This window comes from Streptomyces malaysiense, from assembly GCF_000980885.2.
Classification (GTDB): domain Bacteria; phylum Actinomycetota; class Actinomycetes; order Streptomycetales; family Streptomycetaceae; genus Streptomyces; species Streptomyces malaysiense.
The window spans coordinates 64,251-76,526 of sequence record NZ_LBDA02000007.1 but is presented as its reverse complement, the minus strand read 5'-3'; the positions used below and the strand labels follow the sequence as shown (position 1 = coordinate 76,526).

Below are 12,276 nucleotides of genomic sequence, written 5' to 3'. Positions count from 1 at the left end.
GAGGTGACCGTCCCGTAAGTTGTGCGAGCTCTCTACTGACTGGTAATACCGGTAGGTCCTCCATGCGCTGGTCCCTCGGCCGTACCACCACCGTCCGCACCCGGATCGTGGCGCTCGCGCTCGCACCGGCCGTCGCCCTGATGGCGCTGTGGGGCTTCGCCATGGTGTCGGTCACCGCGGAACTGCGCGCGCTGATCCGCGTCCAGGGGGTCTACCACGACTTCGGCACGCCCGTGGACACCGCGGTCGGGCAGATCCAGATCGAGCGCCGGCTGTCCGCCGCCTACCTGGGCGCCGGCGGCCGGGACGCCTCGGGGGCGGGGCAGCTGCTGGGCCAGCAGCGCCGCACCGACCAGGTGGTCGACGCGATGCGGCAGGCGGTCCGGGACGGCGACCGGAGCCGGCTCACGGCGCGCCAGCGGCAGTCGCTGGACGCGATGGTCACGGCCACCGACCGGCTCGACGGGCTGCGTCAGCGCGTGCTCACCCGGAAGATCAGCTGGGACCAGGCGGTCGAGCAGTACAGCGCGCTGGTGGAGCCCGGCTTCGACGTGGAGTCCACGCTCACCGCGCTCCAGGCGGGGCAGCTCGCCCGGGAGAGCCGGACCGTCCTCGAACTGGTCCGGGTGCGCGAGTTCGTCTCCCGCGAGGACGCGCTGGTCGTCGGCGCGCGGGCGGCGGGCACCACCCTGACCCCGGGCCAGTACGCCGCGCTCACCCAGACCGTCGAGGACCGGCGCGTCTTCCAGCAGACCTATGTGCCCGACCTGCCCGCCGACTCCCGGGCCCTGTTCGAGAAGTTCCAGAACGGCGCGCTGTACCGCTCGCTGGACCAGGGCGAGGACGCGCTGCTGCGGGCCGGGGCGGGCGGGGCGTCGCGGGCGGTCGCGGCGGACAGCTGGCGCTCGACCGCCGACCGGATCGTCCGCCAGTACCGCGACCTGTGCACCGAGGCCGCTGACAACTCCGCCGCGCGCGGGCGGGCGTTCGCCTACCGGGAGCTGACGAAGGCGGCGATCGCCGGTGGCGCCGGACTGGTCGTCGCGGGGCTGTCGCTGTGGTTCGCGGTGCGCGGCGCGCGGCGCATCTCGCGCCGGCTGGAGGCCCTGCGGGACGCCGCCGATGTACTCGCCGGGCGACAACTCCCCGATGTGATGCGCCGCTTGGGCGCCGGTGCGGAGGTGGACGCGGTGGCCGAGGCGCCGCCGCTCGCCACCGCCGAGGACCGCGACGACGAGATCGGGCAGGTCGGCCGGTCCTTCAACACCGCGCGCCTGGCCGCCATCGAGGCCGCGGTGAAGCAGGCGACCCTGCGCCGGGGCCTGTTCGCGGTGCTGCTCAACATCGCGCGGCGCAACCAGGCGCTGGTGCACCGGCAGCTGAAGCTGGTGGACACGCTGGAGCGGCGTACCGAGGACCCCGACGTCCTGCGCGAGCTGTTCCGCATCGACCACCTCACCACCCGTATGCGGCGGCACGCGGAGAGCCTGATCATCCTCTCCGGCGCGGCGCCCGGACGCCGTTGGCGCCGGCCCGTGCCCATCGCGCGGGTCGTCTCCTCGGCGGTCGGCGAGATCGAGGACTACGCGCGGGTGGTGGTGCCGCCGATGCCGGACACCGGGATCGCGGCGGACGCGGTCGCCGACGTCGTCCACCTCTTCGCCGAACTCCTGGAGAACGCCACGGTGTTCTCGCCCCCGCACACCCAGGTGACGCTGCGCACCGGGCGGGTCGGCGGCGGCTTCGTGCTGGAGATCGACGACCGCGGGCTCGGCCTCGACGCCGAGGCCCACGCCCACGCCGAACGCACCCTCACCGACCCCGACGCCTTCGACCCCACCCGCCACGACCGCCTCGGCCTCTACGTCGTCGGCCGCCTGGCCGCCCGCCACGGGATCGAGGTCGCCCTCCGGGACTCCCCGTACGGCGGTACGACCGCGGTGGTCCTCCTCCCGCGGACGATCCTGGCGGAGGCCGTGGAGACGGACACCCGACCGGGCACCGAACCGCCGGCCGGGGCCACCGGGGCACGGCCCGAGCACACGGGAGCCGAGCACGGGGGAGCGCGCGTTCCGCTGCCGCCCGAGGAGCACGGCGAGGCACGACCGCTGCCGTCACGGCGGGGGAACGACTCGGTGAACGGCGGCCCGGCCTCGTCCTGGGCCCCGGCGACGGGGGAGTCCGGTACGCCCGGGGGCGGCGCCGAAGGCCCGATGCCGTCCGGGCGGCGGGCTTCGTCCGGGGGCGCGGGTCCGGTCGAGCCGGGTGCCGGGCGGGATGCTGCGGGGCCTGAGTCCGTGCCGTCCGGGGGGCCGGTTTCGTCCGGGGCCGGTGCCGGGTGGCAGGCGTCTTCCGGGCGGCCGGCCTCGGTCGAGCCGGGTGCCGGGCGGGACGCGGCGGGGTCCGAGCCTTCGTCGGCCGGGGGGCCGGGTACGTCCGGAGCCGGGTGGGGAGAGCGGTCCGAGCGGCCGGGTACGCACGAGTCGGGTGCCGGATGGGGTGTGCCGTCCGAGCCCCTGCCGTCGAGGCGGGGGCCGGGTACGCCCGCGTCCGGCGCCGTGCCGGGGGCGCCGTCCTCCCGGGCGGGGGCTCCGTGGCGGGGAGCGCCCGAGCCCCGGCCCGCGGCGGGGCCCGGCGTGCCCGGATCGCCGGTGACACCGTCGCCGGATGCCGACGCCGCCGCGCGGACGCCGTCGCCGGGCGGTTCCACCTGGCCCGCGCGGCCCGGGTCCCTGCCCACGAAGGGCTCCGACCCGTCCGGGGCCGGCGCCGCGCGGCAGCCTCCGCACCCCTCCCCGCCCGCCCCCGGTGCCACCGACGTCGTGCCCGCAGACCCCGGGAGCGCCCCTCTCCCGCCCCTCCCCGCCAGGCGCGCCGGCGTCCCGTCCGAGCCCCCGGCCGACGGTGCCGCCCCCAGCCTCCCCACCCGTGTCCGCCAGGCCTCCCTCGCGCACCAGTTGCGCGACGAGCCGCGGGCCCAGGCGGAGGACGGCCGGCGGGAGGTCGGCGCCGACGAGATGCGGGCGATCTTCGGCGCGTTCCAGCGTGGGCTCGACCAGGGGCGCAAGGGGATGCCCACGCGGCCCGCGGCCGGCGCTGACGACACCGTGAACACCCATGTCGACGAAGGGACGGACACCGACGATGCACGGTGACGACCAGACCCGTGACCAGCCCGCCGCACCCGCCGGAACACCCGGCACCGACCTCGGCTGGCTGCTGGACGACCTCGTGGCGCGCACCGACCACGTCCGCCAGGCCGTGCTGCTGACCGCCGACGGCCTCGCGCTGAGCAGCTCCGAAGGCATGCCCCGGCAGGACATCGAGCACCTGGCCGCCGTCTGCTCCGGCTTCCACGCTCTCGCCCGCTCCGCGGGGGAGCGGTTCACCGCAGGCGAGGTCCGCCAGACCATGGTGATGCTCGACGATGCCTACCTGTTCATCACCCCGGCCGGGCACGGCAGCCGGCTCGCCGTGCTCAGCGAGGCCGGCACCGACGTCGGCCAGCTCGCCCACGAGATGGCCCTGCTGGTCCGCCGCCTCGGCAGTCATCTGGACGCGGCAGCCCGTGCCACCCCATGATCCCGCCGTGAGCGACGAGCACTGGTACGAGGACGAGACCGGGTCGATGGTGCGGCCCTACACCGTGACCCGGGGCCGCACCCGGCCCTCGGACCGGCATTCCATCGACCTGATGTCCCGGGTCACCGCCGTGGAGACGGCGGACGCGACGGAGGCCGGTGTCGACCACGCGAGCGCCGCCCTGCTGGAGCTGGTACGGCGCGGCCCGCGCCCGGTCGCCGAGCTGGCCGCCGACGCCGACCTGCCCCTGACCGTGGTGCGGGTGCTGCTCGGCGACCTGGCCGAGGCGGGCCTCGTCCGCGTCACCGCGCCCCGCCGCGACCCGGCCGGCGGTCCCGGCGCCGACCCCGGGCTGCTCCGGGAGATCGTCGACCGGCTGCGCGAGATCTAGTGTTTGTAACAGCCATGTAGGGGACCGGCGTTCGCCGGAACCCCTGATCCACCCCGGCTGTCTCAGGGAACAGCACGTCAGCCGTAGTTCTAAGGGGAATCATGCGCGTCCAGAAGATCTCGCTGCTCGCCGTCGCGGTCGTCGCGGGCCTGTCGCTCACCGCCTGCGGGAGCAGCGACGACAACTCCGGCGGCAGCGACTCGTCCTCGCCGAGCAGCACCGCCTCGGACACCTCGGGTGCGCAGGGCTCCGGCGGTGACGGCGGCACCGGCGGCTCGACGGGCTCCACCGCCTCCTCGGGGTCCGGCTCCACCGGCCAGAACGGCGGCGGACCGGGCTCCGCGAACGGCCCCACCGGCTCCGGTCGCGCCTCCGGCACCGGCTGCACCACCGCCCACCTGGCCTTCAGCACCTCCGGCGGCATGGGCGAGGGCGAGCTGATCGTCAACATGAAGAACACCGGCTCGGCCAACTGCACCCTGCACGGCTTCCCGGGCGTCGACCTGAAGGGCAAGGACGGCACGGTCAGCGCCTCCCGCAGCAAGCTCGCCGCCCCCACCGTCACCCTCCAGCCGGGCGCCGAGACCCGCTTCACCCTGCACTACCCGCCGAACAACTCCGGCGGCTCCGGGGAGACCTTCACCCAGCTCGTCGTCACCCCGCCGAACGAGACCCACTCCACGACCCTGAACGCCGGCATCAACGTCCCCGTCACCGACGGCAGCGGCCCCGGCATCACCGTCGACCCGGTCGGCACCGGCAAGTAGCGCGGGCCCCGAAGCGCACGGGGGCGCCCGCACAGCGCCCCCAGGCGGCACTCCGGCGCGGTCGCGCAACGAATCGCCGCCCCGCCGCCCTCGCACGCAACGAACCGCGCACCGGCGCGCAACGGCTGCTCCTTGTCCGGCCGAGCGCGCCGACCGTACCGTCTATCTGACCCCGAACCCCCTCCGTGACCGGTGAGGTAGACGCATGCGCACCGCCCTGCTCCAGAGCTCCGGCCACCCCGGCTCCGTCACCGAGAACCTCGCGGTGCTGGACGAGGCCGCGGGCCGGGCCGCCGCCGCGGGCGCCGCGCTGCTGACCGCACCCGAGATGTTCCTCACCGGTTACGCGATCGGCGACGAGATCGGCCGCCTCGCCGAGCCCGCCGACGGCGCCTGCGCCGCCGCGATCGCCCGGACCGCCGTCCGGCACGGAGTCGCGATCGCCTACGGCTACCCCGAGCGCGACGGCGACACGGTCCACAACTCCGCCCAGCTGATCTCCGCCGACGGCACCCGGCTCGCGAACTACCGCAAGACCCACCTGTTCGGCTGCTTCGAGCGCGACCACTTCACCCCGGGCGAGCGCCAGGTCGTACAGGCCGAGCTGAACGGCCTCACCGTCGGCCTGCTGATCTGCTACGACGTCGAGTTCCCGGAGAACGTCCGGGCCCACGCCCTCGCCGGCACCGACCTGCTGCTGGTCCCGACCGCGCAGATGCACCCGTACCAGTTCGTCGCCGAGGCCATGATCCCGGTGCGCGCCTTCGAGAACCAGATGTACGTCGCGTACGTCAACCGGGTCGGCCAGGAAGGGGAGTTCGAGTTCGTCGGCCTCTCCGTCCTCGCCGGTCCCGACGGCGTCCCGCGGACCCGTGCGGGACGCGCCGAGCAACTGGTGTTCGCCGACGCCGACCCGGCCTTCCTGGCCGCCTCCCGCGAGGCCAACCCCTACCTGAAGGACCGTCGCCCGGAGCTGTACGGCTCCCTGAGCTGACCCGACGCTCCCCCGGCCCGACCTCCCCCTCTCCCAGTTCTTCCCCGCAAGGAGTCCGTACCCCATGACGTCCACGGTGCCCAACGCCGTCGAGCACACCGACGGGCAGCAGCCGCCGATCACCATGTTCGGCCCGGACTTCCCCTACGCCTACGACGACTACCTCGCCCACCCGGCGGGCATCGGCCAGATCCCCGCGACCGAGCACGGCACCGAGGTCGCCGTCATCGGCGGCGGCCTGTCCGGCGTCGTCGCCGCGTACGAGCTGATGAAGATGGGCCTCAAGCCCGTCGTCTACGAGGCCGACCAGCTCGGCGGCCGGCTGCGCACCGTCGGTTTCGAGGGCTGCGACGAGGAACTCAACTGCGAGCTGGGCGCGATGCGCTTCCCGCCCTCCTCCACCGCCCTGCAGCACTACATCGACCTGGCCGGCCTCACCACCCGGCCCTTCCCCAACCCGCTGGCCGAGGCGACGCCGTCCACCGTCGTGGACCTCAAGGGCGAGTCGCACTACGCCGTCACCGTGGACGACCTGCCCCAGGTGTACCGGGACGTCGCCGACGCCTGGAACAAGTGCCTCGAAGAGGGCGCCGACTTCTCCGACATGAACCGCGCCATGCGCGAGCGGGACGTGCCGCGCATCCGCGAGATCTGGGCGAAGCTGGTCGAGAGGCTCGACAACCAGACCTTCTACGGCTTCCTGTGCGACTCCGAGGCCTTCAGGTCCTTCCGGCACCGGGAGATCTTCGGCCAGGTCGGCTTCGGCACCGGCGGCTGGGACACCGACTTCCCCAACTCCATCCTGGAGATCCTGCGCGTCGTCTACACCGAGGCCGACGACCACCACCGCGGCATCGTCGGCGGATCCCAGCAGCTGCCGCTGCGCCTGTGGGAGCGCGAGCCGGCGAAGATCGTCCACTGGCCCCACGGGACCTCGCTCGGCTCCCTGCACCCGAACGGCGAGCCGCGCCCGGCAGTGACCCGGCTGCACCGCACCGCGGGCAACCAGATCACCGTGACGGACGCGAACGGCGACATCCGCACCTACAAGGCGGCGATCTTCACCGCCCAGTCCTGGATGCTGCTGTCCAAGATCGCCTGCGACGACTCGCTCTTCCCGATCGACCACTGGACCGCCATCGAGCGCACCCACTACATGGAGTCCAGCAAGCTCTTCGTCCCGGTCGACCGGCCGTTCTGGCTGGACAAGGACGAGGAGACGGGGCGCGACGTCATGTCGATGACCCTCACCGACCGCATGACGCGCGGGACCTACCTCCTGGACGACGGTCCGGACAGGCCGGCCGTGATCTGCCTGTCGTACACCTGGTGCGACGACAGCCTGAAGTGGCTGCCGCTGTCCGCGAACGAGCGGATGGAGGTCATGCTGAAGTCGCTCGGCGAGATCTATCCGAAGGTCGACATCAGGAAGCACGTCATCGGCAACCCGGTGACCGTCTCCTGGGAGAACGAGCCCTACTTCATGGGCGCGTTCAAGGCCAACCTGCCCGGCCACTACCGCTACCAGCGGCGCCTGTTCACGCACTTCATGCAGGACCGGCTGCCCGCCGACAAGCGGGGCATCTTCCTCGCCGGCGACGACATCTCCTGGACGGCCGGCTGGGCCGAGGGCGCCGTCCAGACCGCGCTGAACGCGGTCTGGGGCGTCATGCACCACTTCGGCGGCCGGACCGACCCGACCAACCCCGGTCCCGGCGACGTCTACGACGAGATCGCGCCGGTGGAGCTCCCGGAGGACTGACCGGGCACCGGCCCGGGACGGCGGGGCGCGGGCGGCCGGTCGGACTCCGGCCGCCCGCGCCTTCTCGAACACCTCGGCGGCGACGTCCGTCAGCTCCGCCGGGTCCCGCGCGGTGCCCTGGAGGTCGAGGAGGATCTCCTCCGGACCGGCCTCCGCGTACTCCGCCAGGTCCTGGACGATCTAATCGGCGCCGCCCTGGAACGGGCGGCGGCCGGCGCCCTCGTGGCCCTCGCGCCGTAGCTCGGCGTTCACCCGCGGCACCGTGCGGATCGGCTCCGTACGGCCCCGCTCCCCGGCCAGTTCGCGCAGCTGCCGCCACTGCTCGGCGACCCGCAGGCCGCCCGTGGCCACCGGTGCCGTCGGTGATCTCGTCCAGCACCGCGCCACGCTCCTCGAAGGGCCGTACGCCCGCGGCGGCGTACCCGTCCAGGGACCAGCCGGTGTCGAGGCCCGCCAGTACCCGGCCGCCGCCGGCCGCGTCGAGCGCGGCCGGCGCCCTGGCCGGCTGGAACGGCGGATGCGGCGGCGCCACCAGCACGCCGGTGCCCGGTTTTGCGCGCTCGGTGGCCGCCGCGGCCGGGGTGAGGGTGACCAGCGGCTTTGCCACCGACCGGGAGCGGTCGGGCCAGGGCGGGCCGTCGATGCCGTACAGCCCCTGGGCGGCGGGCTCCGGGAACAGGGCCCGCCCGATCGGGCTGTCTCAGAGCACGGGCTCTTCGGGGGCGCGCGCGGTGCCGCCGCTCGCGTTCTCCCAGCACGCGAGCGGCGTCAGCAGCATCCTGCCCGCGAACCCCACCGCCGCGTCCAGCCGTTCGGTGAACTCCCCGGCGATCTCGGGGCTGTGCCGCAGCGCCCACAGGGCACGCGCCGCCGCCCAGGCCGCGTCCCGGGCGCGCTCCAGGCTCCAGGCGCCCAGCAGATGGGTGAGCGGGTCGGCGAGCTGGAGCAGGTCGGGGCCCGGCATCAGATCCTCGCGTACCCGCTCCTCCAGGGCCGTGAGGATCTCGCCGACCTGGTCGAACTCGTCGGCCAGATCGGCGGGTTCGCAGCCGACGGTGCGGCAGGCGTCCACCACGGCGAGGGCCAGGTCGTGCCCGATGTGCGCGTTGACGCCGGCGAGCGCGAACTGGAGCGGACGGACATGGGGATGGTGGCGCAGCTGGAACAGCGGTCGCCAGCAGGCGGGCGGTCGCAGGCCGGCCTCGGCGGCGTCGATCGCGGTGAGGTACCGGTCGGCGAAGCGCACGTCCAGCGCCGCGGCCGCCCGCGGATCGGGGAACTCCCCGGCGCCCAGGCGGCGGTCGATGTCCTCGGTGACGGTGAGGTACACGCGGTTGAAGACGGCGACGCCGTCCCGCTCGGGCAGGACGGCGGCCAGCGCCCGCATCCGGGAGACCACGGAGCCGACGGGGCCGGTGGTGCCGGCGGGGCCGATGGCGGGGGACGACTGCGACATGGGGGAAGGGTCGCAGCCCGGGTCCGGCCGACGCGCCGACCGGCCCGGTGCGTCGCCGGAACGGGGGAACGGGTCTCCACGACCCGGGGGGAACGTGCGCCTACGACCCGGCGGTCGGGGACTCCGGGTCGTAGCTGGAGGTGCCCTCGTCCAGCAGCGGCTCCTGCCGCTTGAGGTGGGCCGGGGCGAAGGCGCGCAGCGCGTGGTAGCCGGTGATGACGACCAGGGTGCCCAGCGCGATACCGCTGAGGGAGAAGTTGCTGGTGAACTTCATGCTGACGTTGCCCACGCCGATGATGATGCCCGCGGCGGCCGGCACCAGGTTCAGCGGATTGCGCAGGTCCACCTTGGCGTTGAGCCAGATCTGCGCGCCGAGCAGGCCGATCATGCCGTAGAGGATGACCGTGATGCCGCCGAGCACACCGCCCGGGACGGCGGCCACGATCGCGCCGAACTTCGGGCACAGGCCGAACAGCAGGGCGAAGCCCGCGGCCGCCCAGTACGCGGCGGTGGAGTAGACGCGGGTCGCGGCCATCACGCCGATGTTCTCGGAGTAGGTGGTGTTCGGCGGGCCGCCCACCGCGGTGGACAGCATCGAGGCGACGCCGTCGGCCGAGATCGCCGTACCCAGCTCGTCGTCCAGCGGGTCGCCGGTCATCTCGCCGACCGCCTTGACGTGGCCCGCGTTCTCCGCGACCAGTGCGATGACGACCGGCAGCGCGACCAGGATCGCCGACCACTGGAAGGACGGGCCGTGGAAGTGCGGCAGACCGATCCAGTCGGCCTTGGAGACGCCGGAGAGGTCCAGGCGCCAGTGGTCGGTCAGCCTGCCGTCGCCGCCCACGGAGTGGATCTTGCCGAAGACCCGGTCGAAGACCCAGGAGATGCCGTAGCCGAAGATCAGCCCGAGGAAGATCGCGATCCGGGACCAGAAGCCCCGCAGACAGACCACCGCGAGCCCGGTGAACAGCATCACCAGCAGCGCCGTCCACTGGTCCTGCGGCCAGTAGGTGGAGGCGGTCACCGGGGCCAGGTTGAAGCCGATCAGCATCACGACCGCGCCGGTCACGACGGGCGGCATGGCCGCGTGGATGATCCGCGCCCCGAACTTCCGCACCGCGAGGCCCACCAGGAACAGCACCGCGCCGACGGCGAGGGTCGCGCCGGTCACCGTGGCGCTCGTACCGCCCTGCGCGCGGATGACGGCGGCCACGCCCACGAAGGACAGCGAGCAGCCGAGATAGCTGGGCACCCGGCCCCGGGTGGCGAGCAGGAAGATGACCGTGGCGACGCCGGACATCATGATCGCCAGGTTGGGGTCCAGGCCCATCAGTACCGGTGCCACGAAGGAGGCGCCGAACATCGCGACCACGTGCTGGGCGCCGAGGCCCACCGTCCGGGGCCAGGACAGCCGTTCGTCGGGCCGTACCACTGCTCCGGGCGCGGGAGTCTTCCCGTCACCGTGCAGTTTCCAGCGCACGCCGAGGTCCATGGTGGGGTTTCGCTTTCTGTGGTGCGTCCGGGCAGCCGTGAGGGCCGGGGGAGCGGGGTTCGTCCGCACCATTGTCGCTGGTCGTCGGCACCCTCCGCGCACGCCGTCCACGCGGGGGCGTCCCGGAAGGCGTGCTGAGCGGTCGCTTAGTATGTAGGACCGTACGCCCCGGGGATCACCCCCGACCGCCTTGTCCAGGAGCCCCGCCGTGACCGTCGAAGCCCCCTCCGCCCCCGCCGTCGGCCACGGCCGGCTGATCCCCGTCACCGTCCACTTCGACGACCTCGACGCGCTCGGCCTGCTGCACAACGCCCGCTATCCGCTGCTGGTCGAGCGCGCCTGGACCGAGCTGTGGCACGAGCACGGCATCCGCTTCGACGGCGACTGGGTTGCGGCCGGGGACGCCTGCAACGCCGTACGCGAACTGCGCATCGGCTACGAGGCCCCGGTCACCAGCCCCGGCCGCTACGCCGTGCACCTGTGGCTGGAGCGGCTCGGCGACACCGGGCTGACCTACGGCTTCCGGTTCTGCTCGGCGGACGGCTCCGAGACCTACGCCCGGGGCGCCCGGGTGCTGGTGCGGCTCGACGCGACCACCCTGCGCCCGGCGCCGTGGAGCGACGGCTTCAGGGCCGCGGCCCGGGAACTGCTGCGGCCCGCGGACTGACCTCCCGCTCGACACCGCGCTCGGCGGAGCGCAGTACGCCCGCGCACGCCACGAGCCCGCACGCGAGCGCCGTCACCACGCCGAACGAGACCACCAGGCTGGTCGCCTGGGCCACCCCGCCGATCAGGCCGGGCGCGATCAGCCCCGAGGTGTAGGTGATGGTCGCCACGCCCGCGATGGCCTGGCTGGGGTTGGGCCCGGCGTGCCCGGCGGCGGCGAAGCACAGCGGTACGACGACCGCGATGCCCAGTCCCGTCAGGGCGAAGCCGCCCATCGCCACCGCGGGCCGCCCGGCGAGGACGACCAGCAGACCGCCGAGGACGGCCAGGACACCCCCGGCCCGGACCGTGCGCACCGCGCCGAACCGGTTCACCACCGCGTCCCCGGCGATCCGGGCCACGGCCATCGTCAGCATGAAGGCGGTGGTCGACGCCGCCGCGAGGCCGGCCGAGCCGTCCAGCCGGTTCCGCAGGAACACCGCCGACCAGTCGAGGCTCGCGCCCTCCGCGAACACCGCGCAGAAGCCGACCATGCCGATCAGCAGCGCGGAGCGGGGCGGCAGCGCGAACCGGGGCGGGGGCTCCTCGTCGGCGGTCGGCCGGATGTCCGGCACCCAGGCGCAGGAGAGCACCCCGAGCAGGGTCAGGACGGCCGAGGCCAGCAGGAAGTGGGTGCGCGCGTCGACGCCGAGGTGGGCGGCGAGGGTGCCGGCGGCCGAGCCGGCCAGGGCGCCCGCGCTCCACATCCCGTGCAGGCCGGACATCACCGACCTGCCGAGCCGCCGTTCCACCTCGACGCCGAGCGCGTTCATGGCCACGTCCGCCATGCCCGCGCAGGCGCCGTAGGTGAACATCGCGAGGCACAGGACGGGCAGGTTCGGCGCGAGGGCGGGCAGGACGAGTGAGAGGGTCCACAGGGCGATCAGTCCGCGCAGGGCGTCGCGGCTGCCGAAGCGGTGGCTGATCCGGCCCGCGAGCGGCATCGCGCAGGAGGCGCCGAGCGCGGTGAAGGCGAGCGCGAAGCCCAGCCGGCCCGTGCCGAGCGAGGCGTGGTCCTGGACCCAGGGCACACGGGTCGCGAAGGAGCCGGTCACGGCGCCGTGGACGGCGAACACGGTCGCGACGGCGTACCGCGCGCGACGCACCCCCCTCATGTCCTCCATGAC

General features: G+C 74.0%; 10 protein-coding genes and 1 pseudogene. 7 read left to right on the top strand and 4 right to left on the bottom strand.

What is annotated here, in order from left to right; all coding sequences use genetic code 11:
• The first annotated feature begins 62 nt into the window (after positions 1–62).
• From VT52_RS36715 to VT52_RS03975, 6 genes are all read left to right on the top strand, one after another.
• The gene (locus VT52_RS36715; RefSeq protein WP_079174817.1) at positions 63–3,155 is read left to right on the top strand and encodes a sensor histidine kinase; all 3,093 of its coding nucleotides are present in this window, start codon (positions 63–65) and stop codon (positions 3,153–3,155) included.
• Positions 3,145–3,582 (top strand): roadblock/LC7 domain-containing protein, encoded by a 438-nt coding sequence (locus VT52_RS03995; protein ID WP_046421898.1) that lies wholly within the window; start codon positions 3,145–3,147, stop codon positions 3,580–3,582. Before VT52_RS36715 ends, VT52_RS03995 begins: the two co-directional genes overlap by 11 nt.
• Positions 3,583–3,589: 7 nt before the next feature.
• Positions 3,590–3,973 (top strand): DUF742 domain-containing protein, encoded by a 384-nt coding sequence (locus tag VT52_RS03990; protein ID WP_240509634.1) that lies wholly within the window; start codon positions 3,590–3,592, stop codon positions 3,971–3,973.
• Between the two features lie 101 nt (positions 3,974–4,074).
• Positions 4,075–4,740, top strand: coding sequence for a DUF4232 domain-containing protein (locus VT52_RS03985; RefSeq protein ID WP_046421899.1), 666 nt, complete (start codon positions 4,075–4,077; stop codon positions 4,738–4,740).
• Between the two features lie 205 nt (positions 4,741–4,945).
• Entirely contained in the window at positions 4,946–5,734 is a 789-nt protein-coding gene (locus VT52_RS03980) for a carbon-nitrogen hydrolase family protein (protein ID WP_046421900.1), read from the top strand.
• A 64-nt stretch (positions 5,735–5,798) separates the two neighbouring features.
• Complete coding sequence (locus tag VT52_RS03975; RefSeq protein ID WP_046421901.1) at positions 5,799–7,496, top strand: flavin monoamine oxidase family protein; 1,698 nt, start codon at positions 5,799–5,801, stop codon at positions 7,494–7,496.
• Between the two features lie 42 nt (positions 7,497–7,538).
• Here VT52_RS03975 and VT52_RS35240 read toward each other — a convergent pair.
• The 3 genes and pseudogenes from VT52_RS35240 to VT52_RS03965 form a co-directional block, all read right to left on the bottom strand.
• Positions 7,539–8,181, bottom strand: a pseudogene (locus VT52_RS35240) (LLM class flavin-dependent oxidoreductase); the annotation flags it as partial.
• Between the two features lie 15 nt (positions 8,182–8,196).
• Positions 8,197–8,952: a DUF5995 family protein gene (locus VT52_RS03970; RefSeq protein WP_046421902.1), complete on the bottom strand. Its 756-nt coding sequence runs from the start codon at positions 8,950–8,952 to the stop codon at positions 8,197–8,199.
• Positions 8,953–9,052: 100 nt separating this feature from the next.
• Positions 9,053–10,444 carry a uracil-xanthine permease family protein gene (locus tag VT52_RS03965; RefSeq protein ID WP_046421903.1) on the bottom strand — a complete coding sequence of 464 codons (1,392 nt, stop codon included), beginning with the start codon at positions 10,442–10,444 and terminating at the stop codon, positions 9,053–9,055.
• 208 nt (positions 10,445–10,652) lie between these two features.
• Here VT52_RS03965 and VT52_RS03960 point away from each other — a divergent pair, with 208 nt between their 5' ends.
• Positions 10,653–11,111 carry an acyl-CoA thioesterase gene (locus VT52_RS03960; protein WP_046421904.1) on the top strand — a complete coding sequence of 153 codons (459 nt, stop codon included), beginning with the start codon at positions 10,653–10,655 and terminating at the stop codon, positions 11,109–11,111.
• On the opposite strand, the gene VT52_RS03955 is transcribed toward VT52_RS03960, so the two are convergent.
• Positions 11,071–12,273 (bottom strand): MFS transporter, encoded by a 1,203-nt coding sequence (locus VT52_RS03955; RefSeq protein ID WP_046421905.1) that lies wholly within the window; start codon positions 12,271–12,273, stop codon positions 11,071–11,073. The genes VT52_RS03960 and VT52_RS03955 overlap by 41 nt on opposite strands.
• Positions 12,274–12,276 lie beyond the last annotated feature (3 nt).

What these genes read in the sequence shown, in the direction of transcription:
- VT52_RS03970 (WP_046421902.1), bottom strand. Translation starts at nt 8,952, where the DNA reads ATGTCGCAGTCGTCCCCCGCCATCGGCCCCGCCGGCACCACCGGCCCC.
- VT52_RS36715 (WP_079174817.1), top strand. Translation starts at nt 63, where the DNA reads ATGCGCTGGTCCCTCGGCCGTACCACCACCGTCCGCACCCGGATCGTG.
- VT52_RS03955 (WP_046421905.1), bottom strand. Translation starts at nt 12,273, where the DNA reads ATGGAGGACATGAGGGGGGTGCGTCGCGCGCGGTACGCCGTCGCGACC.
- VT52_RS03965 (WP_046421903.1), bottom strand. Translation starts at nt 10,444, where the DNA reads ATGGACCTCGGCGTGCGCTGGAAACTGCACGGTGACGGGAAGACTCCC.
- VT52_RS03975 (WP_046421901.1), top strand. Translation starts at nt 5,799, where the DNA reads ATGACGTCCACGGTGCCCAACGCCGTCGAGCACACCGACGGGCAGCAG.
- VT52_RS03995 (WP_046421898.1), top strand. Translation starts at nt 3,145, where the DNA reads ATGCACGGTGACGACCAGACCCGTGACCAGCCCGCCGCACCCGCCGGA.
- VT52_RS03980 (WP_046421900.1), top strand. Translation starts at nt 4,946, where the DNA reads ATGCGCACCGCCCTGCTCCAGAGCTCCGGCCACCCCGGCTCCGTCACC.
- VT52_RS03985 (WP_046421899.1), top strand. Translation starts at nt 4,075, where the DNA reads ATGCGCGTCCAGAAGATCTCGCTGCTCGCCGTCGCGGTCGTCGCGGGC.